This window comes from Aquimarina sp. I32.4, from assembly GCF_002924285.1.
In the GTDB taxonomy this organism is placed as follows: domain Bacteria; phylum Bacteroidota; class Bacteroidia; order Flavobacteriales; family Flavobacteriaceae; genus Aquimarina.
The window spans coordinates 25,652-49,251 of the sequence record NZ_PGUB01000015.1 but is presented as its reverse complement, the minus strand read 5'-3'; the positions used below and the strand labels follow the sequence as shown (position 1 = coordinate 49,251).

The window sequence follows — 23,600 nt, the reverse complement described above, 5'->3', positions numbered from 1 at the left end:
TCTTTACTATAAATTATACTTATGAACCTTCCTAAAGGGAAAAAAATATATTTTGCCAGTGATAATCACTTAGGAGCTCCAACATTTGAACAGAGTTCTCCTAGAGAGCAAAAATTTGTACAATGGCTAGATGAAGTAAAAAATGACGCCGCAGCTATCTTTTTACTAGGAGATTTATTTGACTTTTGGTTTGAGTATAAAACGGTAGTTCCTAAAGGATTTACTAGGACACTAGGTAAATTAGCAGAAATTACGGACGCTGGAATATCTGTGTATTACTTTGTGGGTAATCATGATCTTTGGATGAATGGCTATTTTGAAGAAGAACTGAATATACCTGTATATCACAAACCTCAAGAATTTACTTTTAATGACACTACTTTTTTTATTGGCCATGGTGACGGTCTAGGTCCTGGAGACAAGGGGTACAAACGAATGAAAAAAGTGTTTACCAACCCCATCGCTAAATGGTTTTTTAGATGGTTACATCCAGATTTGGGTGTGCGATTAGCACAATATCTATCTGTAAAAAACAAGCTGATATCTGGTGATGAAGATGTAACTTTTTTAGGAGAAGATAATGAATGGCTAGTACAATACTGTAAGAGAAAATTAGAGAATAAACATAGAGATTATTTTGTGTTTGGTCATAGACATCTCCCTATGGAAATACAATTAAATGAACAATCACAATACACCAACCTTGGGGACTGGATTGTACATTATACGTATGCAGTATATGATGGTAATGAACTAAAATTAGAAAAATACACCCCTTAAATTCGTTTTCGTTTCTCGATAATTTCATCTGCAACTGTAACCCCTATCATTTCTCGAGCCATCAATTTACTATGGTGATTAAAGAAAATTAATGAATTATCAAGTACAGCTTCAATTAGGTAATAATTCCCATTGAAGTATGCCTTTTTTACCCTTGCCTTATTTTTAGCATCGGGATGCACTTTTATCTCATGAGGATATACCAGAATATCACCTGTATCATCTAGGGCAGAAATCGAAGATAATTTGATTTTATTAACTTCTCCAAAGAGAGAAGCTATATAATAATCTGGAGGGTTTTTATATAAGGTAATCGTATTCTCTTTTGTAAGAACCTCTCCTTGACGAATTACTATTGTTTGATCTGCAAAAGAAAGGATATCGGTTTTGTCATGTGTAGCCGTAATACTAGTGATCTTATTTCGTTTCAGATACCTAAAGAGGTTTCTTCGCAAAGAACTACGCCTAAAGTTATCAATATTACCAAATGGCTCATCAAGCAATAATAATTCTGGTCTTTTTGCCAATGCTTTTGCTAGGGCTACTCTTTGTTTTTGACCACCACTCAAGTTTTCTACTTTTGTGTCTGCAAAACTTGCCATTTCTACTATTTCTAGTAACTCATTGACTCTACCTTGTTTTAATTCGGGTTCAAAATTAGAAAGATACTGCCCTATATTTTCTGCAACACTACGATAGGATTGTAGCTCAAAACCTTGTGATAGGTATTTCATATTTTCTTCTCCTGGCACAAGATTAAAAAGTGGACCCAGTATTTTATTTCCATTCCATGAGAGTTCTCCTTGGTCTAAATCCAAAAGACCATAAATAACTTTTAATAGTGTGCTTTTCCCGCATCCACTAGCTCCTATAAGAGCAATATGCTGCCCTTTTTCAATAGTAAAACTAATGTTTTTTAAAACAGGAAGCGTATCATAAGCAAAGGATATGTTATCTATTTTTAGCATTACTCAAATATATTGAACTTTAACAAAAAAATCCGCTTCCTTTTCAGAAAACGGACTTTTTTATTTTATAAACCAAGGGTTTAGCTTTTTATTTCTTTTGTAGTTTTTTCTGGCAACACTTCATACCCCATATTATAGAGTACAAATCCAAACATATCTGCATATTGTTCGATAATTTTACTCACTGGCGTTCCTGCACCATGACCAGCATTCGTTTCTATTCTGATCAAAGTAGGATTATCACCTGATTGTTTTGCCTGTAACTCTGCTGCAAATTTAAACGAGTGTGCTGGTACTACACGATCATCATGATCTCCTGTAGTAACCATAGTTGCAGGATATTGTACTCCTTCTTTTACATTATGTACAGGAGAATATCCTTTTAGGTACTCAAACATCTCTTTACTATCTGCCGAGGTACCATAATCATACGCCCATCCTTCTCCTGAAGTAAACGTGTGGTAACGCAACATATCTAGCACTCCCACCGCAGGCAATGCTACTCTCACAAGGTCTGGTCTTTGCGTCATGGTAGCACCTACCAATAATCCTCCATTAGAACCTCCGCGAACCGCTAAGTAATCACTAGATGTATATTTATTTTCTATTAGGTATTCTGCTGCTGCTATAAAATCATCAAATACATTTTGTTTTTGCATTTTTGTACCTGCATCATGCCACTTTTTACCATATTCACCACCACCTCTCAGGTTTGGTACTGCATAGACTCCTCCTTGCTCCATCCATACAACATTTGCAATATTAAATGCAGGGGTAAGACTTATATTAAATCCTCCGTAACCATATAAAATAGTTGGATTCTTACCCGTAAGCTCGATTCCTTTTTTATGAGTAATAATCATAGGTACTTTGGTACCATCTTTTGAAGTATAAAAAACTTGCTTGCTTTCGTAGTTGTCAGGATTAAAATCTATTGCAGGCTTACGGTACAATTCAGAAGTTCCATCTGCAATAGTATATTTATAGATACTATTTGGTGTTTTGTAATTGGTAAAAGAAAAATATAGTACTTTTTCTTCTTTTTTTGCACCAAACCCATTAGCACTTCCTACACCAGGTAATTCTACTTCTCGAATTAATTTTCCGTCATAATCATATTGTAGTACCTTGGATACAGCATCAACCATATACCCAGCAAAAAAATATCCTCCTCCTGTATTAGGGCTAAGCACATTTTTTGTTTCAGGAATAAAATCTTTCCAATTTTCTGGTGTTGGATTAGATGCATCTACGGTAATAATTCTTTTATTAGGAGCATCTAAATTGGTAACCAGATACAATGTAGTTCCTACATTTTCTATAACATAGGTGTCATTATCTGTATTCTCCATAATAGTAACTAATTCACTATCTGGTTTTGTAAGGTCTTTTATAAACAATTTATTTCCTGATGTAGAAATACTTGCAGATATAATAAGATACGTATCATCTTCTGTAACACTGGCACTTACATATCGGTGTTTTTCTTCTTCTGTTCCTCCATAAATCAAAGCATCCTCTTTTTGAGAGGTTCCCAGCTTGTGATAATACACTTTATGCTGATCTGTTTTGGCAGATAGCTCACTTCCTTTTGGTTTATCATAACTAGAATAATAAAACCCTTCGTTTCCTTTCCAAGAAATTCCAGAAAACTTAACATCGATAATTGTGTCTTCTATAATTTCTTTGGTTTCTGCATTCTTGATAATTATCTTGCGCCAATCACTCCCTCCTTCAGAAATAGCATAGGCTACCAATTTACCGTTTTTAGAAAAATTGATTCCTCCTAATGAGGTTGTACCATCTTTGCTAAATGTATTTGGGTCTAGAAATATCTCTGGCTCATCTCCTTCGTTTTTATAACGGTAGAGAACATTTTGATCTTGCAATCCATTATTTTTAGAAAAATAGGTGTAACCTCCTTCTTTGAATGGAGCTCCTACTTTTTCATAATTCCAGAGGTTAGACAAACGATCTTTTAGTTCTTTTCTGAATGGAATTTTTTCTAGGTAACCAAATGTAGTTTTGTTTTGTGCTGCTACCCAATTTCCAGTTTCCTCACTTCTGTCATCTTCTAGCCAACGGTATGGATCTTTTATTTCAGTGCCAAAATACGTATTTACTGTATCCACTGTTTTGGTTTCAGGATAATTCAATGTCGTAGTAGTTTTATTCGGTTCTTCCTTAGTTTGGTTCTTGCATGCCATCATTAATACAGTGATGGATACTAGAAAAAGTGCTTTTTTCATGATATAATACATTAGTATAATGCACAAATCTATCAAAAGAAGTTGCTATAAATGCTAAAGAAAATATAAAAAAGACTGCTCAATGAATTATCCCATACAGAAAGGGTAGGATTTCTTACTTATTGCTTTGGGGTATAGCATTATGTTGAAGATATACATCGAGCAGTCAGAATCTTTTGTAAGAAACAAAAAAAAATGATTTTAGAAAAGCGGTTTATAAGTATTCCAATGTTTAATAATCAACAATGCGTTTACAAAGAAAACAAATGCTCCTGGGCCAATATTTATGGGATCTAGCGTAACATGAAACAAAATAATATTTATAGATATAGGCGCTAATACTACCAATGCAAAAGGAATCGCTTTATTCACAAGTAGCAAAAGCCCTACAATTACCTCGATAATTCCTACTGTTTTTAAAACATAACTCCCTGCCAATGCTCCAAAAAAAACACCTGCATCTGAGTTTACAAATTCAAAAGGAGGAATAAACCCTATAAACTTATTGCTTCCAAAAATGACTAATATGGCTCCCAATATAATACGTAAGACTAAAATCAATTTATTCATTTTTCACTTTTTTTAGACATTAAACTCCTGTATTAGAGGCACAATTATTCAAATCCTTACATAATATCAGTTTGTAAAGATCTTTTTTATATAAAAAATCCTTGCTATCAAATTAATAGCAAGGATGTATAATATCGTGTATAAATAGGTATTACCCTATTAATTTATTTTCTACTAGATATTCACCTATTTGTACAGCATTGGTAGCTGCTCCTTTACGCAGGTTATCAGAAACAATCCACATATTAAGTGCATTTTCTCTAGAATGATCTCTACGAATTCTACCTACAAAAACATCATTTTTGCCTTCTGCATAGATAGGCATAGGATATGTATTGGTATCTGGATTATCCTGTACAGTAACTCCTGATGTATCATTGAGAAGTTGTCTCACCTCATTTTCATTAAACTCTTGGTCAAATTCTAAATTTACACTCTCACTATGTCCTCCTACTACTGGAATACGAATAGCAGTTGCTGTTACTGCAACCGTGCGATCATCAAGGATTTTTTGGGTTTCGTTTACCAGCTTCATTTCTTCTTTGGTATATCCGTTTTCCTGAAATACGTCACAATGAGGAATTGCATTACGATGAATAGGGTATGGATAAGCCATTTCTCCTTTTTCGCCAGCATATTCATTTTCTAATTGCTGTACTGCTTTTACACCAGTACCTGTAATAGACTGGTATGTAGAAACGACAGCTCTTTTTATTTTATATTTATCATGTAATGGTCCCAAAGCCATTACTAATTGTATCGTAGAACAATTAGGGTTTGCTATAATTTTATCAGCTGCTGTTAAGTCTTTGGCATTAATTTCTGGAACTACTAATTTTTTTGTAGCATCCATTCGCCATGCAGATGAATTATCTATTACAGTAATCCCCGCTTCTGCAAATTTTGGTGCCCACTCTAGAGAAGTACTTCCTCCTGCAGAGAATAAAGCTAAATCAGGTTGCATTTCTACGGCAGTAGAAAGACCAACTACAGAAAACTCTTTGCCTTTATATGAGATCTTTTTTCCTATAGATCGCTCTGATGCTACGGGGATTAATTCTGTTACTGGGAAATTTCTTTCCTCTAATACTTTTAACATAACGGTTCCTACCAGACCGGTAGCACCTACTACAGCTACTTTCATCAGTTTATATTTATTTTCTTTCGCAAATGGCGAAGGTCATGAACTTTTTTTAACACTATACAAATTTGAGAAATATTTCCTAGACAACAAGCACTTATATCAAAAGTATAGAAATTTGTTTTAATTGTTATATATATAACGATTTGTAAAAAAGAACCGCCCAATTATGAGCGGTTTATTGATTCATAGATATGTAGTATAGCGGTAGCTATAAGTAATTCGTTATCTAAGTTGAGAATTTATTATTTTTTCAATAAATCTCGTATTTCTGCCAATAACTCTTCTTGAGTTGGTCCTGCAGGTGCTGCGGGAGCTGCCTCTTCTTCTTTTTTCTTTGTTTTTTCATATGCTTTGAGTACTACAAAAATAAACAGACCTACAATTATAAAGTTAATTATTGCCTGTATCAGATTACCATAAGTCATAACGGCTGCACCAGCCTCTTGAGCAGCGGCAAGAGTTGCATACTCACCTCCATCAAGAGATATAAATTTTTGTGTAAAATCTGTTCCTCCAGTTATTACCCCTACAATAGGCATGATGATATCTGCAACAGCAGAACCTACAATTTTATTAAATGCTCCTCCTATTACTACCGCAGTAGCTAATGAAACAATGTCTCCTTTCAAAAGAAACGATTTAAAATCTTTAAAAAACCCCATAATTATTTATATTTAGATAGTTAGAATAAACTAATTTAATAAAAATTTAAATAAACCATAAAAGTAGTATTATTTCTTACTACTAGTTTTTCGATAAAAATCAATTATCATCGATAACAATACGTTTAACTCGTGTAGAGATTGCTGTAAGCAATTCATACGAGATTGTTCCTACATTTTCTGCAACCTGTGCAGCACTAGAATTTGTATCAAAAACAATGACCTCATCTCCTTCTTTACAATCAATATCTGTGATGTCTACCATAATCATATCCATACATACATTACCAAGGATATAGGCCCTTTGATTATTTATCGTAACAAACCCTTTTTTATTACCATATTGTCTACTGATTCCATCAGCATGACCAATTGGCATGGTAGCTATTTTGGTATATTCAGATGCTATAAATGCTCTATTATATCCTAATGATGCTCCTGTTTCTAATTCATGAATTTGTGAAATTATAGATTTTAAAGACATGATGGGCACTAACTGCTTATCATATTTAGCATCATTACCAAACCCATACAATCCTATTCCAGTACGAACCATATCAAAATGTGCTTCAGGGTAATTAAGAATCCCCGATGTATTAGATTGATGCAACAGTGGAGTGCACCCCAATATATCAATCATTTTATCTGATATTTTTTTAAAAGCATTGATCTGCTCAGTAGTAAATTTTTTTTCTGAGTTATCTTCACTTGCCGCGAGGTGAGAAAGAAGTGTCGTTACCTCAACAGCCTTTGTGTTATTAAGATACCCTCCCAACTCATCTATTTGGTTCTCACTAAATCCGATTCTGTTTAATCCTGTATTAAACTTGATATGAACAGGGTATTTTTTTTTATTTAATCGAGTCGCTATTTCTATAAATTCTTTGACTACTCGTATGCTATACAGACTGGGTTCTAATTGATATTCAATTAATTTTTGAAAGTTTACAGGCTGAGGATGCAATACCAAAATTGGTTTTTTTACACCTGACTCTCTTAATACAATCCCCTCAGACACATAGGCTACTGCAAAATAATCTGCTCCTATCTTTTCTAAATGTTTAGCTATTACAGATGCATCACTACCATATCCAGAAGCTTTTACTACTGCTAGCATTTTTGTACTAGGGCTGACCTTGCTTTTGAGATACTTAAAATTATGTGTGAGATGCCCTAAATTGATTTCAAGAACGGTTTCTTTTACGTTACTCATCAGATTTTTTATCTTTTTTAGATATTTCTTTAGGGTCTTTAACCTCCATTTTTTTTACTTTTTCTTTGAGCATCGCTTTATAATATGCTCCTCTACTCAAAGGTTCATATTCTTCTGTTTCTCCTAATACTACCAGATCATCTTTTTGTGATTTTCTATAACTAAACTGGGCAAGATTTCCTGTTCTGGTACAAACTGCATGCACTTTGGTTACGTATTCTGCCGTGGCCATTAGAGCAGGCATAGGACCAAAAGGGTTTCCTTTGAAATCCATATCCAATCCAGCAACTATTACTCTAATTCCTTTATTAGCCAAATCATTACAAACTGCTACAATTTCGTCATCAAAAAACTGAGCTTCATCAATACCAACCACATCACAGGTGTCTGCAAGAATTCTAATATTGGCGGCTGCAGGAACTGGAGTAGAACGAATCTCATTGGCATCATGAGAAACTACCATCTCATCATCATATCTGATATCGATAGCTGGTTTAAAAATCTCAACTTTTTGTTTTGCAAATTGCGCGCGTTTTAATCTGCGAATCAATTCTTCGGTTTTACCCGAAAACATCGAACCACAGATTACTTCTATCCACCCAAATTGCTCTTTATGATTTACTGTATTTTCAAGAAACATTTTGTATTTTTCAGCTTCAATTAAAGAAATCCCTTCTCCTTACTCTAAAGATGAGGCAAATTTATTAAAAAACAAAAAGCAGTATTAGAAACGAATAAGAAAGTTATGAAGAAGAAATTGGAAGCGGAACTTATAAGTATTGCACACAGAATACTAAAACTTAAGAACAAATCTACATTACCCCAATTACAAGAAGAAACTAGGCAACTCTATGAGAAATTAACTATTCTCAATTTTACCGAAACCCATTTTGCTGGACCTCAACCTACCATTGGTCAAATTAAAAGCGTGCTAGACACAGAAGAATCAAATGAACCAAAACTACTTGATCAGGAAACATCAAAAGAAGTAAAAGAGGTGCCTCAAAAAGTAAAAGAGGTCATTACCCCCGCACCACCTGCTCCTATAAAAGAAGAAGAAAAGCCTAGACAAACTAATGTACCACCAATAGATAGTGACCCAATAGAAAAGAGTGCTATTAATAAAGATGGTAAACCAGAAATTATTATCGAAGAGATCAATGCCAGAGTAACCGAAGATCTTTTTGTACCTGCAAATACAGTAGAAAAACCTACATCTTTTACAGAGTCAATACTATCTCAATCGGGATATGAAAAAAATGATAAAGACGATATTACTCCTACAAATCAGGATATCTTTATTCAAAATACAGAAAATGATAATCGACCAAAATCTCTTAATGATCAATTAAGAAGAGAAATTCATATTGGCTTAAATGATCGCTTGGCTTTTATAAAATATCTTTTTGAAGGTAGTTCCTCTGATTATAATAGGGTGCTTTCTCAATTAAGCACGCTAAGAAGTAAAAATGAAGCAAAAGAGTTTATTACTACCATGATAAAACCCGATTACCATAATTGGGATGGCAAAGAGGAGTATGAAGAGCGTTTTATGGGTATTGTTTTAAGCAAATTTGAAGATTAGATTCGTAAGGTTTCTTAATAAAAAAAGACTGTAATCCAATATATTTATTTATAATGATGAATCTCTAAATCATACTACTAAAAAAACAAAATAGATGAAAATTATATATTGGATCTCGACTATTGCCATCTGTATTATCATGTTATACTCTGCTCAGATGTATTTTTTTAATACTGAAATGGTACACGGTTTTTTTAAGAACTTTAATTACCCTACTTATATTGTAATCCCATTAGCTATCGCCAAAGTATTGGGGGTAATAGCTATTCTTACCAATAAAATAAAATGGATCAAAGAATGGGCCTATGCTGGTTTTTTCTTTGACTTGGTATTAGCTATCTTAGCACACTATTATGTAGGACATCCTGTAGGATTATCTGCATATGCAATTATAATTCTTATTGTATCGTATACAATTGGTAAAAAAATAAGGCCTTAATGTCAAAATTATATCTGGTACCTACACCAATTGGTAATCTCGAAGACATGACTTTTAGAGCGATAAAAGTTCTGGAAGCTGCTGATCTAATCCTAGCCGAGGACACCCGAACCAGTGGTAAATTATTAAAACATTATGAGATTACTACTCCTATGCAAAGCCATCATATGCATAATGAGCATAAAACAGTAGATCGCATTATTCAAAAATTACAAGTAGGAGAGACTATTGCGCTGATAAGTGATGCAGGTACTCCTGCAATAAGCGACCCTGGTTTTTTACTTACCAGAGCTTGTGTGGCACATAAAATAGAGGTAGAATGTCTACCAGGAGCAACGGCCTTTGTACCAGCTTTGGTAAATAGCGGCTTGCCCAATGATAGATTTGTTTTTGAAGGTTTTTTACCTGTAAAAAAAGGAAGACAAACAAGATTACAGCTTTTATCTGATGAACCAAGGACTCTAATTTTTTATGAATCTCCTCATAAATTAATCAAAACCTTAAAGGATTTTGCAACCTATTTTGGTTCTCACAGGCTTATCTCTGTATCAAGAGAGCTGAGTAAGCTTCATGAAGAAACCATAAGAGGTACTGTACAAGAAGTAATAGAACATTTTGAAAATAAAGCTCCAAAAGGAGAAATCGTGATTATTGTTGGAGGTAAAAAACAATAATCCCAAAAGTACAATAAACATCTAATTTTTTAATAAGTAGATACCAATGACACTTGTAGCATTTATTGATACCCTTAAGAAAGACCCTAAATCTGTTTCATTTCAAGAAGTAATAGCCATTATAGATACTCATTACAATTTTGAACCTTCAGCATTTACTAATGGAACTATAAAAAATAAAGCTGGCGAAAACTCAGGTTCTTGTAAGGTCTTTTCTTTTGCAAAATTACATCAGCTTGACAAAGAAGAAACCTTATCCTGCTTCGGAAATTATTATAAAGATGTTCTGCAAACCCCAGAAGGTAATGACCATCAAAATATCCGTAACTTTATAAAATCTGGATGGGAAGGTATTTCTTTTGAAAACGAGGCATTGATCAAAAAATAACAGAAACTATCTATAATTTTAGAGTGCATTATTTCGTTCTATCAAAATATATTATACCTTTTATCAAGAAGTGACTTAAACTAAAAAAGGAGTGCAACAAAAATCAATATTTACAATTATTGGCATTAGTATACTCGTTTTCTTAGTGTGGCAATTACCTTATTTGGGAAGTATACAATATCCTCTCTTACTATTAGGAACTTGGTTTCATGAAATGGGTCATGGATTAACCGCATTATTAATAGGAGGGAATTTTATATCGCTTGAAATATTTGAAAACGGAGGAGGTGTCGCATACTCTGATATTTCATCCAGTTACTTACCGTATCAAATTGCCAGAAGTGTTACTGCTGCTGGAGGATTATTGGGCCCCGTAATTTCTGGAGCTATACTTATTATCTCTGCCAAAAACAAGATGAGTTCCAAAATAGCATTATGGTCACTGATCATCATCATCGTTCTATCTCTATGCTTATGGATCGATTCATTATTAGCATTAGTTCTTCTAAGTATATTTGCTGTAATCCTACTTTTTATTGCTATTATAAAAAACCGAGGGCTTGAAACATTTACGTTACTGTTTTTAGGAACTCAATGTGTATTAAGTACCTATTTGCAAATAGGCTACTTATTCACCAAACAATTTGAACGAGACGGAAAAATCCATTATTCTGACACTCAAGTGATGGCAACTCATCTTCCTGGCACGTATTGGATGTGGGCTATACTTATTTTATTGATCACAATCTATCTCCTCTATAAAAGCTACCGATACTATCTAAAAAAATAATCCCATTTTATAAATCTAAGTTCTATACAAAAATGTTTGATTTTCTATAAAGTTTATTATGTCTTTTCACACTAATTCTGGAGTGAGTATACATATTCCTTCTGTTTCATAATCATTACTTTTTTTGTCTACAGAGCAAACTCCTCCGTAGTAAAATGAATTTGATGAAGCTCCTCCTGCATATCCTCCTTTAATTTGTAATCTTGTAGCACCTACAGCTTCCTGACCCTTTATAAGATTTTTTATCGTTTCAGAATTTATAAAAATTTCTTCTCGTTCCTTGTTATAATTCTTGAGCATCAAATCTTTATTGCTTTCATTAATAACGATCTGCAAAATATTCTTTCGATGTATAAAAACTAACCAGACTACTAATGTAGCCAATGCTATCGCCGCAATAGCTATAATCACACTCATTCCTACTCTTCTAATACTAGTAACCATAGCATGCTTCACAGAATATCCGTTTTTCCACTCTTGCCACGTAAAATGTCCTGCCTTTGCTCCCAATGCAACCAACCCTCCTGACAATAATTTATCTGCAAACACATCTATAGAAATGCTTTGAGTCATTTGCTCAAAACATCTGGTCAACCTCATAAGATACCTAGTCACTTCTTTTCCTTGGTAGTTTTTTATACTAGGTAAATCTCTGGGATTAAACATCCAATTCGGTTCTGTTTTGGCGGTAACAAGAGTCTCTATCAAAGAGATATCATTCCTTTTATCTGGTCCAAAATCTGCATCCAAAAAATTTAACTTATTCGTGCGGAATTCAATAAGAGCATCTTTGACAATATGCCTCTTGAATTCTTGCAGTTTATTAAAATTAGGAGATGTTTCTGCAGTTATCAATGCATACAAATCGATACCTACACGGTAACTTATATCATTTAATATATCCTTTGCCAGACCATGAGGAGATATCTCCTCTAGCTCTTCTATTAGTTTCATGTTGTTTGGTTTTAAAAGTAATTCATCCTGTTTTTATTTTTTTTCAGAATGCATTTTCTATTATCCTATTAAGATACCAAATTTCATGCTCTTATAGCAACATTAAAAATACGTGGTAAATACGTGTTTTTATATGGTATTCACTGGTAAACTATTTCTAAGGCAATAAAGGCAGTCTTTTTTTGACTAACTTTAATATTAATTATTAACTAATAAATATAGTACCCGATGGAACACACAATCACAAAAGAAAACATCCAAATCACAGAAGAAACTTTTATCAAGTATACCAACCTCTGGAAGAGGGCAGATGTATTAGAGTTAACACATCATTTTCATAAGCTCGATAAGTCTATAGGACAATATGAGCGAGTGTACTATTTTGCTGTAAACGAAAAGGATATAACTCGTTTTAATGCCATAGAACAAATCAAAACTTTTAAAATCTATATGGCATTAAAAGAAGGGCATAAAGAAAGTTTTACATTTTTTCCCATTTTTGAGGTTGTTGATACTTCTGACAAGAAATATTATTTTGAACTTGTAGCTCATCAAAAGCCAAAAAAAGGAGTACAAAAAGATGAGACTGCACAATTAGGGTCTGAAATCGTTCCCGCAATTTTTAAAGATATGATTTCTGAAAATTGGCAAAAAGTAGAAATGAGTCTCATAGATGATTTATTTACTGTAAAAACAGCAGAAAAACCTATGGAGAGAGTATTATTCTATAGTGTAACACCAGATTTGATCAACCCATATTTACCTGGTAACGTAAAAGAACTAAAACTCTATCCTGGATTGGATATGAATAAGTTTCAATACAAAGACATGATCTCTTTTACACCCGTAATAGGGCTTACTCCAAAATTACCTATAGAAAATAATTTATACAGAATGGGTATACTAGAATCTGACGGCAATGAGGTTTTTATTGAGTATTCCACACCTTGTCCTCCAACATGCCCTCCCCCAATACAGTCATAATCAAATAATAATGAGTATAGATTTTTTTAAAATTTTAGGTAATCTTTCATCTTTTATAGTAATCATTCCTTTACTACTATCAATAACCAAATTTAAATCGTTAAATACTATCCAGATAAGACTTCTGCACTTATTAATATTAGTTTTTATTGTAGAAAGTATCTCTAATATTCTTTGGCGAAAAAAAATAAATAATTTACCAGTATATCATTTTTTTACAGTTATTCAGTTTTTATTGATTATTAATATTTACAGAGAAGTATTATCATATATATATTCAAAATCTTTCTTTATCATTATAGGTATTGGCTTTATCATATTTGCTATTATTAATACTGTGTTCTTACAGAATCTATATACATTTAATTCTAATGCGACCACAGTTTTAGGAGTATTAGTTGTCTTTTTTTCTTTAAGTTATTTTTATGTACTGCTTAAAGAGGCAAAATACAGCCCTCTAGAAAACAATCCTATGTTTTGGATCAATTCTGGATTTCTAATCTATTTTTCTAGTAGTTTAATCTTATTTTATATTAATAATAGCATGTTCAAAGGGTCTACAGAAGCTAGTTATTTAGTTTGGGGCTTACATGCTGTTGTCAATATTGTATTAATGATCTTTTATACCGTTGCCATAGCTGTAAAACCCGATAAACAATTTTAATTTCTATTACTCATAAACATAACACTTGTCTCAACCCTATCTCTCCCCCAAGAGAAGAAGCTAAAAAAAGCCCTTCCTATAAAGGGAAGGGTTTAGGGGTAAGTGTTCTTTTTTAACCATAAATACCTGTAAATCAATTGTTTTTTATTATAATTATTGTTAAATTATATTTTATATGAATCTATCATAACAGGTATTTTTTCTCTTTTTTGAACTATATTTATATAAACTTTTAAAACCTAAAACCATGAAAATATTTCACACATATTTTATAATTCTGTCTGTAATCTTTTTTGCTTGCCAGCAAGAAGAGTCCCCAGACGAACCAGAACAAAAACAACACACTCTTAATTGGAAAACGGCAACTCCTAAAAAAGCCTTTGGTACTCCAGAAAATGGATTTAATATCCCTAGAGAAGCGCTAGAAGAAGCGCTAAAACTACCAAATGTATCAACCGTTCGTTTTATTTTGGAAATAGAAAACAAGCAACTACAAATACGAGTAGCAGGCACAAACCCGAATGGTGATATCACCAAAGGAATCGTAGCCAATTCCATTTCTACACAAGAAGTTGTAACTAAATTATTCGCCGAAAAACACAAACGTTTTGAGATCTCTGCACTTTCTAAATCGGTTGCTTCTCATATATTACAACCAGATGAAGCTGTGGATTTTGTTTCTGCATGGCAACAAAAATGGCAAAGTAATACCCTAGAAGAAGCGATTGCTTATGATGAGCAACGTATTCAATATTTTAGTCTACCCGCAACGGTCATACTACATATGCTACAAAATAGCTTAAAGAGTGTAAACTTGGTATGGGGGGTGAACCCCAAAGGTAAATTTACTACTGTCTTTTTACCAGAATTAGGCAAAAAACAATCCTTATTAAAATCAGGAGATTTTATCTATGAGTATTCAAGTCCTTGTCCACCTACTTGTACTCCACCGATAGACTAGGGACCAAAAAAATAATTAATAAAAACCAACAGTAGAGTTTGGTATAACTTTTTATTATTTCTTATACTATTTGTTTTATGGGTGAACCTGAAGAAGCGATTGCGTTAAAGATTATAATCATTGGTATGATAGTAATTTTCTTACTGTCATTATCTGTAATTATGTTTTTTATTCTATACCAACGTAGGTTATTGGCACAACAACAGAAACACCAAAAAATAGAATCTGATTATCAAAAGGAGTTATTAAAAACGTCTATTGCTAGTCAAGAGGAAGAAAGAAGTAGAATTGCCAAAGAACTGCATGATGATGTGGGGGCTATGCTCACAACTACCAAGCTTTATTTTGGGCAAATTACTCCAGAATTACCTCCTGACGAATTAGAGAGTATAGCACATAAAACCAGTTCTTTTTTGGATGACATGATACATAGTGTACGTAGTATCTCTCAGGATCTAAGGCCTGTAGTATTAGAAAAACTAGGATTGATAGAAGCAGTAGAGAGTTTAAGGCAAACAATAAACGACTCTGGAAAAATCAAAGTAACCGTTAAAAACAATACGACAAAGACAATTGTCAAATCAAAAGAACTAAACTTATACCGAATAATTCAGGAGTTAATTACAAATACTCTCAAGCATGCAGATGCTTCTGCAATACAAATTAAATTAAAAAATGAAGAAGATTCATTGATTATAGTATACAAAGATAATGGCAAAGGGTTACAACAGAAAAATCTTTTGCACAAAAAAGGCCTGGGGCTCAAGAATATAGAAAGTAGATTATCAATCCTTTCTGGTAACATCTATTTTATAAAAGAGGATTCAGGTATGAAAGTCAAAATCGTAATCCCGGTATGATCATATACCGTATGATATGGCTTTACTGTAGCAACTAAAAAAAACACTAAATAACATTAATCACAAAATAACCATGGAGACTATAAAGCTAGGACTGGTTGATGATCATAATTTATTTCGCGAAGGAATAAAATCACTGTTAAAAAAAATGGACGGCATTTCTTTGGTATTAGAAAGCGTGAGTGGTAAAGATCTATTGGCACAGTTGAATAATGTGACTCCTGATATTATCCTTTTGGATCTTGAGATGGAAGACATGAATGGTGTAGACACAACACTAAAATTACAAAAACTATATCCAGATCTTAAAATCATTATTCTCACAATGCACAAAGAAGAGAGAATGATTTCTTATTTGATGGAGGTGGGTGCTAACGGATATTTACTAAAAGACACCAATCAGCATGAGTTAGAGGCCGCAATACGATCTACTTATGAAAAAGGGTTTTATTTTAATCCTTTTGTATCAAAGGCGTTACTAAAAGGTCTAAAACATAAAACAACCAAACCTCCTACAATCAATAAGGATTACCATCTTACCTCAAGAGAATTAGAGGTACTAGAAGGGATTACTCAAGAGTTTACTACTGCAGAAATAGCAGAGCAACTTTTTCTAAGCGTACGCACTATTGAAGGTCACAGAAAAAACCTTATGAATAAATTAGGGGTTAAAAATACCGCTGGATTAATCGTAAAAGCAGTGAAGGAGAAAATTATTTTGGTTTAAAGTTATACAGAAACACCTGTCAGAAAATCTCAAAACAAAATTTTGAAACTAGCCTGACAGGTGTTTTTATCTTTATATCAGTATTAGCTTAACCCGAACTATATGGATTTAAGTAAAAACTGGTATTACACATGTTTTCCTTTTTCCCATCCATGTTTACCAAGGTATTTTTCACCAGAAGCTATTGCTCCTTCTTCTACCATTGTTCCCATAGAATCGTTCCATCTATTTAGGTATCCAAATAAAGAGATTACGCCTAGCATTTCTACAATTTCGCCTTCATCCCAATATTTATATAGTTCTTGTTTGATTGTATCATCAACTGCATTAGGTACCATAGAGGCTGCTAATGAAAAATCAAGAGCTGCTCGCTCTGCATCACTAAAAGCTGGATGTGTTTTATACTCCCATATATTATCTAATTGCTCCTGCTCTGCACCATAACGCTCTGCTGCTCTTATTGCATGTGCTTGGCAATATCTGCATCCTGTAGCATTACTACTTACCCATGCAATCATACGTTTTAAAGCAGAGGTCACTCTACCCTCATTTGCCATTACTGCTTTGTTCAAGTTTATAAATGCTTTAGAAATAGCAGGCCTTCTTTGCATTGTCAATACAGAATTTGGGCAAAAACCCAAAGTTTCATTAAAGAATTCTGCTAATTCTTTGGTTTCTGGATCGTGATCAGCAGATAATGGTGTAACTAATGCCATAATATATTTTTGAATAATTTGTATATTTTTTTCTACAGCAAAATACAAAACTAATAGCAAATCAGAAACCGTCTGTATGTTTTTTGTACTTTGCTTTTTTTAACACACAGAACAAGCCTTGCCCATGAGATGGAATCTACAACCGATACCCAATATTGCAAAAACACAACAGTTGGCAGAGGCTCTTACTGTAGACACTACAATTGCCTCACTACTGATACAAAGAGGAATAGAAACATTTGAGCAAGCTAAAAAATTTTTCAGACCCAGCTTAGATGATTTGCATGATCCTTTTTTGATGCAGGATATGGATAAAGCTGTAGATAGAATTCAAAAAGCGATTGCTGATAAAGAAAATATAATGGTGTATGGTGATTATGATGTAGATGGTACCACATCGGTAGCATTATTATCTTCTTACTTAAAAACACTTTCTTCACAAATTGCTACCTATATTCCTGATCGGTATAATGAGGGGTATGGTGTATCTTATATGGGGATCGATTATGCAGATGATAATGATATTTCTTTGATCATTGCTTTGGATTGTGGGATCAAAGCTATTGACAAAGTAGCGTATGCCAAATCAAAAAATATAGATTTTATTATCTGTGATCACCATAGACCAGGTGATACGCTCCCTGATGCTGTAGCAGTTTTAGACCCAAAACGAGAAGACTGTAAGTATCCATACAAAGAGCTATGTGGGTGTGGGGTTGGATTTAAACTTATACAGGCACTAGCTAGTGGATTACACCAAACTATAAATGACCTATTACCGTATCTGGATTTGGTAGCTACTGCAATCGGAGCAGATATTGTGCCTATTACTGGAGAAAACCGAGTATTAGCATATCATGGTATACAAGTTATCAATACAAATCCAAGAACGGGTTTTAAAGCAATGTTATCCAAAGTGGATAAAAAAACGCTAACGATTACTGATCTGGTATTTATTATTGCTCCTAGAATTAATGCGGCTGGCAGAATGAAACATGGATTACATGCGGTAAATTTACTTACCGAAAAAAATATGGATACCGCACTGCAATTTGCTGCCGAAATAGAACTTTATAATAGTACCAGAAAAGATGCAGACAAAAAAATTACTCAAGAAGCGCTTATTCAAATAGTAGATCATAGTGAAGAGGATAGATATACCACTGTTGTATATAACGAGAATTGGCATAAAGGGGTTATTGGTATCGTTGCATCTAGATTAACAGAAACCTATTACCGCCCTACGCTGGTTTTTACAAAAAGTGGAACTGTTTTGGCTGCTTCTGCCAGATCTGTAAAAGGATTTGATGTGTATAATGCACTCGATGCATGTGCTGATCACATAGAGCAGTTTGGAGGCCATAAATATGCGGCAGGATTAACCTTGACAGAAGAACAATACCCTTCTTTTAAACAAAAATTTGAAGAAGTAGTGTCTTCTACCATTGATAAAAAGATGTTAATTCCTGAGGTTACTATCGATGCTAAGTTAGAATTGGATCAGATTACTCCTAAATTCTATCGCATCTTAAAGCAATTTGCTCCTTTTGGCCCAGGAAATATGGCTCCTGTTTTTATGACAGAAGGGCTAAAAGATACTGGGTATGCAAAATGTGTAGGAGCCGATAAAAGTCATTTAAAATGTAAGGCTCAAAAAAACGGAATCGCTATTGGTGCCATTGGTTTTAATCTGGGTTCAAAATATGATTTAATACATCAAAAGCAGCTTTTTAAGTCTACATATACCATTGATGAGAATGAATGGAATGGGGAAGTCTCTCTACAATTAAAATTGAAAGATGTAAAATAAATTATTTTTATTTAGATTTATTATAAATAGTTGTTATTTTTGAATTCAAATATGGATTCAGGATGAACGCTATAGATAAAATATACAGTAATGACCTAGGTATTTCTTTCTTTTGGAAACAAGAAAAACAAATTCCTACACCCAAAGTACAATTGGTGTTCAGAGACACTGGTTTTTTACTCACTTTAAATGAACTTAAAGATTTCTCTAATTCGTGTACAATTACATATGATTCTCAATGCTGTAATCAATGTAAAAACTCACAACATTGCAGATCATTATTACTACGAACACCTTCAGAAAAGATAGATCTGGCGGTAAACAGAGAAGAATTATTGCAGATACAAGAATTAATCAATGGTACTATTTTCAGAGTAGAATTACAAGATTGGGTAAAGAACCTATCTCTTAACTAAAAAATCTATAATCTTATAAGTAATTTCTTTGGCCTTTGTTTCCTGCAAAAAATGTTTTTCATCTATAAAATGAATATCTTCTTTATTTACTTTTAATGCATTTGCAACTCGCACCTGCTGTGGAGGCCATTGTAACATGGTGTCATGTATTCCCCATATTACAGCCACAGGAATATCTACATTTTCAAAAACATCAGAATAATCAGGTAGCACATTACATGTTTGACTAAAGAAATAGTACATGGCATTTGTTTTACCTTCTAATAACGGAGTCTTATACCCTTCTATATCAAGCGCATTGAGCGTATTCTTTTTGAGTCCTTGATTGAATAAGTTTTTAAGCAGCGTATTTGTTGTTACCCCGTTTCTATATCCCCACATTGCTGTTTTGGCAAGTCCTCCTGGTTTCATACGTACAGGGGGATAAAATCCATCTTCATAAATGATGGTATTAAGTACTATTAGGCTTTCTATCTTATCAGGTGCTTGTTTCATAAGTTCCCAGGTCCATAATCCTCCTGCATCGTGCATCACGTGTGTCCATTTTTCTATGCCTAATGCTTGCATTAATTCTAATAGGCGCTTGGCATGATTCTCTGCATTATAAACCTCAAAACCTTCTGGGGAGTCACTAGAGCCATATCCTAACATATCGGGTACAATTACACGATATCCATTTGCAACCAAAGGCTTTATCATCTTGCGATACAACCATCCAGAGGTGGGAACTCCATGTAGTAATACTATTGCAGGGCCTTTTCCTTTGTCAATATATTTTATTAAACCATCATCGGTAGGATATAATCTTTGATCAGACCTAAAGTCCTCATAGGTAATCTGATTTTTTCTGATTTTTGTGTTTTGATAAGGTTTACACGAAAAAAGTAATACCCCTACTAAGGCTAGTATATAAAATTTCTGCATGGTATGGATGATTTATGAGGTAGCAATTTACTCAAAATCATTTTTGTATACCATTTCTCAGCAAAATTGATGTAGAAAAAAATATTTCACAAAAAAATACGGTTCTGAAAAATTACCAGAACCGTACCATTTATTGTTTTGTATACCTTAATTATTTTCTTTTGAAAATAATTTTTTCAGTTACATCAACTCCTCCTTCATTGTAGATCGTTGTTATTACAAGCTCTCCGTTTATAACTTCTACTTTATCTCCTTCAAAATACACTTCTCCTTCTTCATAATTATCTACTGTATTAGTAGTAAGATTTTCATGTTTGAAGTCTACTATAGATATTGTTTCATTTTCTTCATTATACGCCCAGTTACCAGAGTATTTCTCTTTGTACTCATATTCATTGGTATATACAGCACTACAATTTGTGGCAGATGCTGTATTATCAAGACTTTTTCCTTTTTCATCATATGATTCATAGTATGTACCATCTGCATTAAGCACAAAAATCCATACGTCTTTTTCTTCTTGATTGTAAGGAACGTCTGTAAGAGTTTCTCCATTTTCACATTCAATAGTAGCTCCTATTTCATTTTCAATATCATTAGGTTCTTCTCTATCAAAAATCCACTCTCCTGCAATTGCATCGTTACCTCCCCATGCTTCTACTTCTACACATACTTCTTCTATTTGACTGATATTTCCTTGTTCATCATAAATACAAATATCATAGCAAAACCTTCCTGGCGCTACAGTTGCCGCAAAATCTACATCAATCTCAAGGTTTCCTTCATTCATTTTTGAAGTTATCACTGCATTTTTTCTTCCTTTAATTGCTGCAGATTTTCCTCCTCCAGAAGTAATAAATTCTTGAACATCATAATAACCCTCAATAGGAGTACCATTTACATCTTTGAATTGAATGTAGGCACCAGCTACCTGATCTGTTGAAGAAAAAGAGATATTAAATCCCTTGGTTAAATATGCTTCTTGTTGCGTTGTATTGATACTAAAATTCATAGTCCCTGTAGGGGTAGGAGGAGTTCCTGATTCTAGTTTACCAACAGGTATCGTCACCCCACTTTTTAACTCACTAACAGGAATTTCTCGCTCTTCTGCTACATTATCGCCAGCAGGAGCGCCGTTATCCTTGTTATCATCATCGCTACTACAAGAGAATAGGCATACACTTGCAAGAAGTACTCCTGCAAAAAATAGATTTAATTTTTTCATTTGTAATTTAGGGTTTAGTAATTATTTTTTTAACAAAACTGTAACAAATATATGTTTTTTTTAACAACTATTGTTTTTTGTCTTGCCCTAAAATCATAATTATACAATACTCATAGTCAAAACAATGAAGTGTTTTATCACTAACATACCTTTTCTATAATTACGCTTTTCTGATTAAAATAAAATGTATCTCCATTCCTTTTCCCTAAGAGAAGTTTACCTATAGGAGAGTTTGCGGCAATAGCAAAATACAATTGATCATCAACTATTAATTGACCTGCAGAAATGCTTATAAAATACTTTGCTTGCGGTGTAATGACCAAACTACCCAAACGAATATTGTTTGCAGAACTTATATTAATTTTTGCCAAAACTTCTTGTATTTTTTGTGCTTCTGCGAGTTGTTTTCCTGCTTTTTCACGTTCTAATTGCAACATTGCTCTCCCCGTTTCGTGCTTATCTCCTGCAGTACTTTTGGTTTCTGAGGTCAGAGATTCCTGAATATCAGAAATAGTATTTTGAATTCTCTGTAATCTTTGATGTACATAGGTGCGACATTGTGCTAATAGCGCTTCTTTTACTTTTTCTGAATTCATTTTTAAGCAGGCATTTTTTGAGTTTATTATATTATCATTAAGATTTCATAAGAAAGTAAAGAGGGTATTCTAAGGCATGAGTTTCATTAAACACCTTAAAGCCAAGTTTTTCATAAAAATGCTTATTACTTTCTGTTGTGGTTTCTAAATATATGGAGTGTACATTTTTATAATACTTCAATACTTCTTTCAACAACTTAGTGCCTATGTTTTTACCTTTATAATCAGGCATAACTCCCATGATCCACAAATGTAAAAAAGGAACACTTGGATGGTTCTTCTTTAGTATTTTTTCTCTTTTTAATACCTTATAAATGTTTTTAATCCCAATACAGCAAATAGCTAATTTGATATCCCAGAGAATTGTTCTGAGCGTTGTTCTTTTTTTTTCAGGATTCAAAAATAATACACAGCCTTTTTGACCATCACTAAGAAATATCTGACCAAATTTAAAAGCCATTTTACATTGGTATTCCATCAAATAATATATCCTTTTGGATCTTCTTTTATCTTGTTTTGCTACAAAATTTATAGAATTAGGAAAGGTTTCTGTTAGAAAAGCTGCATGCAAAATGGTTATTATTGTATTTCTATCCTTAACAGAAGCTTTTTTCATCTTACTTATTCTTTGAGTACTAAGGTACCATAATTACGCATTTGTATACTGATCCATTTTTTTCTTTTTTGAATGTATGTAGAGGGTGGATTTGCCATAAATTTTATAGGATTGGGCAAGATTGCGGCAATAGCTGTGGCTTTGTCTTTATTAAGTGCAGATGCTGATGTATAAAACCAAAATTGTGAAGCAGCCTCTGCTCCATAAATACCATCTCCCATTTCTATACTGTTGAGGTAAATTTCGAGTATACGTTCTTTACTCCAAAAAGTTTCTATCAAAAAAGTAAAATAGGTTTCCAATCCTTTTCTTATCCAACTGCGCTGTGGCCATAAAAAGACATTCTTGGCTGTTTGCTGAGAAATGGTACTTGCTCCTCGCAATCGTTTGCCTAATTTATGAGCTTCCATTGCTTGTTCGATCGCTTTGGTATCAAATCCTCTATGAGTTACAAATCCTTGATCCTCACTACATATTACAGCCAATTGCAATGTTTGAGAAATTTTAGATAATGATACCCATTGATGCCTAATGGTATGATTATTTTTGTCCTGTGCCTTACGAATCATCATAAGAGGGGTGACAGAAACGTCGATCCATTTATATGCTAATACCCATAGTAAGCTTATAGCAATAAATAGTACACAGCTTTTAACTAGAAAACGAAACCATTTCTTCATCTGTT

At 33.4% G+C, this 23,600-nt stretch carries 27 protein-coding genes; 13 read left to right on the top strand and 14 right to left on the bottom strand.

The window, feature by feature from the left end; translation table 11 throughout:
• Positions 1 to 21: 21 nt before the first annotated feature.
• Complete coding sequence (locus CVD18_RS05305) at positions 22 to 780, top strand: UDP-2,3-diacylglucosamine diphosphatase (RefSeq protein ID WP_103864406.1); 759 nt, start codon at positions 22 to 24, stop codon at positions 778 to 780.
• Here the strand turns inward: CVD18_RS05305 and CVD18_RS05300 are convergent.
• The 7 genes from CVD18_RS05300 to CVD18_RS05270 form a co-directional block, all read right to left on the bottom strand.
• Positions 777 to 1,748: an ABC transporter ATP-binding protein gene (locus tag CVD18_RS05300; RefSeq protein ID WP_103864405.1), complete on the bottom strand. Its 972-nt coding sequence runs from the start codon at positions 1,746 to 1,748 to the stop codon at positions 777 to 779. The two genes, CVD18_RS05305 and CVD18_RS05300, sit on opposite strands and share 4 nt — an antisense overlap.
• An 80-nt stretch (positions 1,749 to 1,828) precedes the next feature.
• Positions 1,829 to 3,997, bottom strand: coding sequence for a prolyl oligopeptidase family protein (locus CVD18_RS05295; protein ID WP_103864404.1), 2,169 nt, complete (start codon positions 3,995 to 3,997; stop codon positions 1,829 to 1,831).
• A 201-nt stretch (positions 3,998 to 4,198) separates the two neighbouring features.
• Positions 4,199 to 4,567: a DoxX family membrane protein gene (locus CVD18_RS05290; RefSeq protein ID WP_103864403.1), complete on the bottom strand. Its 369-nt coding sequence runs from the start codon at positions 4,565 to 4,567 to the stop codon at positions 4,199 to 4,201.
• Between the two features lie 151 nt (positions 4,568 to 4,718).
• Positions 4,719 to 5,711: an aspartate-semialdehyde dehydrogenase gene (locus tag CVD18_RS05285; RefSeq protein WP_103864402.1), complete on the bottom strand. Its 993-nt coding sequence runs from the start codon at positions 5,709 to 5,711 to the stop codon at positions 4,719 to 4,721.
• Between the two features lie 242 nt (positions 5,712 to 5,953).
• On the bottom strand, positions 5,954 to 6,373 hold the full coding sequence (gene mscL, locus CVD18_RS05280) for a large conductance mechanosensitive channel protein MscL (protein WP_103864401.1): 420 nt from the start codon (positions 6,371 to 6,373) through the stop codon (positions 5,954 to 5,956).
• Between the two features lie 100 nt (positions 6,374 to 6,473).
• Positions 6,474 to 7,586 (bottom strand): alanine racemase, encoded by a 1,113-nt coding sequence (gene alr, locus CVD18_RS05275; RefSeq protein WP_103864400.1) that lies wholly within the window; start codon positions 7,584 to 7,586, stop codon positions 6,474 to 6,476.
• Positions 7,579 to 8,226, bottom strand: coding sequence for a thymidine kinase (locus CVD18_RS05270; protein WP_103864399.1), 648 nt, complete (start codon positions 8,224 to 8,226; stop codon positions 7,579 to 7,581). Before CVD18_RS05270 ends, alr begins: the two co-directional genes overlap by 8 nt.
• A 105-nt stretch (positions 8,227 to 8,331) precedes the next feature.
• Between CVD18_RS05270 and CVD18_RS05265 the strand changes: the two genes are divergently transcribed.
• The 5 genes from CVD18_RS05265 (at position 8,332) to CVD18_RS05245 (ending at position 11,462) form a co-directional block, all read left to right on the top strand.
• The gene (locus CVD18_RS05265) at positions 8,332 to 9,171 is read left to right on the top strand and encodes a hypothetical protein (RefSeq protein ID WP_103864398.1); all 840 of its coding nucleotides are present in this window, start codon (positions 8,332 to 8,334) and stop codon (positions 9,169 to 9,171) included.
• A gap of 94 nt (positions 9,172 to 9,265) precedes the next feature.
• Positions 9,266 to 9,610 carry a DoxX family protein gene (locus CVD18_RS05260; RefSeq protein ID WP_103864397.1) on the top strand — a complete coding sequence of 115 codons (345 nt, stop codon included), beginning with the start codon at positions 9,266 to 9,268 and terminating at the stop codon, positions 9,608 to 9,610.
• Positions 9,610 to 10,284: a 16S rRNA (cytidine(1402)-2'-O)-methyltransferase gene (gene rsmI, locus CVD18_RS05255; RefSeq protein ID WP_103864396.1), complete on the top strand. Its 675-nt coding sequence runs from the start codon at positions 9,610 to 9,612 to the stop codon at positions 10,282 to 10,284. Before CVD18_RS05260 ends, rsmI begins: the two co-directional genes overlap by 1 nt.
• Positions 10,285 to 10,330: 46 nt before the next feature.
• Entirely contained in the window at positions 10,331 to 10,672 is a 342-nt protein-coding gene (locus tag CVD18_RS05250; RefSeq protein ID WP_103864395.1) for a HopJ type III effector protein, read from the top strand.
• A gap of 91 nt (positions 10,673 to 10,763) precedes the next feature.
• Positions 10,764 to 11,462 (top strand): M50 family metallopeptidase, encoded by a 699-nt coding sequence (locus CVD18_RS05245; protein WP_103864394.1) that lies wholly within the window; start codon positions 10,764 to 10,766, stop codon positions 11,460 to 11,462.
• A 66-nt stretch (positions 11,463 to 11,528) separates the two neighbouring features.
• Here CVD18_RS05245 and CVD18_RS05240 read toward each other — a convergent pair whose 3' ends face one another.
• Positions 11,529 to 12,416, bottom strand: coding sequence for a hypothetical protein (locus CVD18_RS05240; RefSeq protein ID WP_103864393.1), 888 nt, complete (start codon positions 12,414 to 12,416; stop codon positions 11,529 to 11,531).
• 228 nt (positions 12,417 to 12,644) lie between these two features.
• Here CVD18_RS05240 and CVD18_RS05235 point away from each other — a divergent pair, with 228 nt between their 5' ends.
• The 5 genes from CVD18_RS05235 to CVD18_RS05215 all read left to right on the top strand — a co-directional run bounded on the left by CVD18_RS05235 (position 12,645) and on the right by CVD18_RS05215 (position 16,612).
• A complete protein-coding gene (locus CVD18_RS05235) occupies positions 12,645 to 13,400 on the top strand; it encodes a hypothetical protein (protein WP_103864392.1) in 756 nt (251 codons plus the stop codon).
• 10 nt (positions 13,401 to 13,410) lie between these two features.
• Positions 13,411 to 14,064, top strand: coding sequence for a hypothetical protein (locus CVD18_RS05230; RefSeq protein ID WP_103864391.1), 654 nt, complete (start codon positions 13,411 to 13,413; stop codon positions 14,062 to 14,064).
• A 247-nt stretch (positions 14,065 to 14,311) separates the two neighbouring features.
• The gene (locus tag CVD18_RS05225; protein ID WP_103864390.1) at positions 14,312 to 15,025 is read left to right on the top strand and encodes a hypothetical protein; all 714 of its coding nucleotides are present in this window, start codon (positions 14,312 to 14,314) and stop codon (positions 15,023 to 15,025) included.
• A gap of 77 nt (positions 15,026 to 15,102) precedes the next feature.
• Positions 15,103 to 15,885, top strand: coding sequence for a sensor histidine kinase (locus tag CVD18_RS05220; protein WP_103864389.1), 783 nt, complete (start codon positions 15,103 to 15,105; stop codon positions 15,883 to 15,885).
• Positions 15,886 to 15,958: 73 nt separating this feature from the next.
• Positions 15,959 to 16,612, top strand: coding sequence for a response regulator transcription factor (locus CVD18_RS05215; protein ID WP_103864388.1), 654 nt, complete (start codon positions 15,959 to 15,961; stop codon positions 16,610 to 16,612).
• A gap of 125 nt (positions 16,613 to 16,737) precedes the next feature.
• Here the strand turns inward: CVD18_RS05215 and CVD18_RS05210 are convergent, their stop codons facing one another.
• Complete coding sequence (locus CVD18_RS05210) at positions 16,738 to 17,328, bottom strand: carboxymuconolactone decarboxylase family protein (protein WP_103864415.1); 591 nt, start codon at positions 17,326 to 17,328, stop codon at positions 16,738 to 16,740.
• 124 nt (positions 17,329 to 17,452) lie between these two features.
• Between CVD18_RS05210 and recJ the strand changes: the two genes are divergently transcribed.
• Both recJ and CVD18_RS05200 read left to right on the top strand, forming a co-directional pair.
• Positions 17,453 to 19,138 (top strand): single-stranded-DNA-specific exonuclease RecJ, encoded by a 1,686-nt coding sequence (gene recJ, locus CVD18_RS05205; protein WP_103864387.1) that lies wholly within the window; start codon positions 17,453 to 17,455, stop codon positions 19,136 to 19,138.
• A gap of 62 nt (positions 19,139 to 19,200) precedes the next feature.
• The gene (locus CVD18_RS05200) at positions 19,201 to 19,554 is read left to right on the top strand and encodes a hypothetical protein (protein WP_103864386.1); all 354 of its coding nucleotides are present in this window, start codon (positions 19,201 to 19,203) and stop codon (positions 19,552 to 19,554) included.
• On the opposite strand, the gene CVD18_RS05195 is transcribed toward CVD18_RS05200, so the two are convergent.
• The 5 genes from CVD18_RS05195 to mtgA form a co-directional block, all read right to left on the bottom strand.
• Positions 19,540 to 20,478 (bottom strand): alpha/beta fold hydrolase, encoded by a 939-nt coding sequence (locus CVD18_RS05195; RefSeq protein WP_103864385.1) that lies wholly within the window; start codon positions 20,476 to 20,478, stop codon positions 19,540 to 19,542. The genes CVD18_RS05200 and CVD18_RS05195 overlap by 15 nt on opposite strands.
• A 151-nt stretch (positions 20,479 to 20,629) precedes the next feature.
• A complete protein-coding gene (locus CVD18_RS05190; RefSeq protein WP_103864384.1) occupies positions 20,630 to 21,703 on the bottom strand; it encodes a hypothetical protein in 1,074 nt (357 codons plus the stop codon).
• Between the two features lie 140 nt (positions 21,704 to 21,843).
• Positions 21,844 to 22,299 (bottom strand): 3-oxoacyl-ACP synthase, encoded by a 456-nt coding sequence (locus CVD18_RS05185; protein ID WP_103864383.1) that lies wholly within the window; start codon positions 22,297 to 22,299, stop codon positions 21,844 to 21,846.
• 37 nt (positions 22,300 to 22,336) lie between these two features.
• The gene (locus CVD18_RS05180) at positions 22,337 to 22,915 is read right to left on the bottom strand and encodes an N-acetyltransferase (RefSeq protein WP_103864382.1); all 579 of its coding nucleotides are present in this window, start codon (positions 22,913 to 22,915) and stop codon (positions 22,337 to 22,339) included.
• 5 nt (positions 22,916 to 22,920) lie between these two features.
• A complete protein-coding gene (gene mtgA / locus CVD18_RS05175) occupies positions 22,921 to 23,595 on the bottom strand; it encodes a monofunctional biosynthetic peptidoglycan transglycosylase (RefSeq protein ID WP_103864381.1) in 675 nt (224 codons plus the stop codon).
• Positions 23,596 to 23,600 lie beyond the last annotated feature (5 nt).

Excerpts from the sequence above, each read along its gene's own strand:
- CVD18_RS05305 (WP_103864406.1), top strand. The coding sequence starts at position 22 with ATGAACCTTCCTAAAGGGAAAAAAATATATTTTGCCAGTGATAATCAC.
- CVD18_RS05300 (WP_103864405.1), bottom strand. The coding sequence starts at position 1,748 with ATGCTAAAAATAGATAACATATCCTTTGCTTATGATACGCTTCCTGTT.
- CVD18_RS05295 (WP_103864404.1), bottom strand. The coding sequence starts at position 3,997 with ATGAAAAAAGCACTTTTTCTAGTATCCATCACTGTATTAATGATGGCA.
- CVD18_RS05290 (WP_103864403.1), bottom strand. The coding sequence starts at position 4,567 with ATGAATAAATTGATTTTAGTCTTACGTATTATATTGGGAGCCATATTA.
- CVD18_RS05285 (WP_103864402.1), bottom strand. The coding sequence starts at position 5,711 with ATGAAAGTAGCTGTAGTAGGTGCTACCGGTCTGGTAGGAACCGTTATG.
- mscL (WP_103864401.1), bottom strand. The coding sequence starts at position 6,373 with ATGGGGTTTTTTAAAGATTTTAAATCGTTTCTTTTGAAAGGAGACATT.
- alr (WP_103864400.1), bottom strand. The coding sequence starts at position 7,586 with ATGAGTAACGTAAAAGAAACCGTTCTTGAAATCAATTTAGGGCATCTC.
- CVD18_RS05270 (WP_103864399.1), bottom strand. The coding sequence starts at position 8,226 with ATGTTTCTTGAAAATACAGTAAATCATAAAGAGCAATTTGGGTGGATA.
- CVD18_RS05265 (WP_103864398.1), top strand. The coding sequence starts at position 8,332 with ATGAAGAAGAAATTGGAAGCGGAACTTATAAGTATTGCACACAGAATA.
- CVD18_RS05260 (WP_103864397.1), top strand. The coding sequence starts at position 9,266 with ATGAAAATTATATATTGGATCTCGACTATTGCCATCTGTATTATCATG.
- rsmI (WP_103864396.1), top strand. The coding sequence starts at position 9,610 with ATGTCAAAATTATATCTGGTACCTACACCAATTGGTAATCTCGAAGAC.
- CVD18_RS05250 (WP_103864395.1), top strand. The coding sequence starts at position 10,331 with ATGACACTTGTAGCATTTATTGATACCCTTAAGAAAGACCCTAAATCT.
- CVD18_RS05240 (WP_103864393.1), bottom strand. The coding sequence starts at position 12,416 with ATGAAACTAATAGAAGAGCTAGAGGAGATATCTCCTCATGGTCTGGCA.
- CVD18_RS05235 (WP_103864392.1), top strand. The coding sequence starts at position 12,645 with ATGGAACACACAATCACAAAAGAAAACATCCAAATCACAGAAGAAACT.
- CVD18_RS05230 (WP_103864391.1), top strand. The coding sequence starts at position 13,411 with ATGAGTATAGATTTTTTTAAAATTTTAGGTAATCTTTCATCTTTTATA.
- CVD18_RS05225 (WP_103864390.1), top strand. The coding sequence starts at position 14,312 with ATGAAAATATTTCACACATATTTTATAATTCTGTCTGTAATCTTTTTT.
- CVD18_RS05220 (WP_103864389.1), top strand. The coding sequence starts at position 15,103 with ATGGGTGAACCTGAAGAAGCGATTGCGTTAAAGATTATAATCATTGGT.
- CVD18_RS05215 (WP_103864388.1), top strand. The coding sequence starts at position 15,959 with ATGGAGACTATAAAGCTAGGACTGGTTGATGATCATAATTTATTTCGC.
- CVD18_RS05210 (WP_103864415.1), bottom strand. The coding sequence starts at position 17,328 with ATGGCATTAGTTACACCATTATCTGCTGATCACGATCCAGAAACCAAA.
- recJ (WP_103864387.1), top strand. The coding sequence starts at position 17,453 with ATGAGATGGAATCTACAACCGATACCCAATATTGCAAAAACACAACAG.
- CVD18_RS05200 (WP_103864386.1), top strand. The coding sequence starts at position 19,201 with ATGAACGCTATAGATAAAATATACAGTAATGACCTAGGTATTTCTTTC.
- CVD18_RS05195 (WP_103864385.1), bottom strand. The coding sequence starts at position 20,478 with ATGCAGAAATTTTATATACTAGCCTTAGTAGGGGTATTACTTTTTTCG.
- CVD18_RS05190 (WP_103864384.1), bottom strand. The coding sequence starts at position 21,703 with ATGAAAAAATTAAATCTATTTTTTGCAGGAGTACTTCTTGCAAGTGTA.
- CVD18_RS05185 (WP_103864383.1), bottom strand. The coding sequence starts at position 22,299 with ATGAATTCAGAAAAAGTAAAAGAAGCGCTATTAGCACAATGTCGCACC.
- CVD18_RS05180 (WP_103864382.1), bottom strand. The coding sequence starts at position 22,915 with ATGAAAAAAGCTTCTGTTAAGGATAGAAATACAATAATAACCATTTTG.
- mtgA (WP_103864381.1), bottom strand. The coding sequence starts at position 23,595 with ATGAAGAAATGGTTTCGTTTTCTAGTTAAAAGCTGTGTACTATTTATT.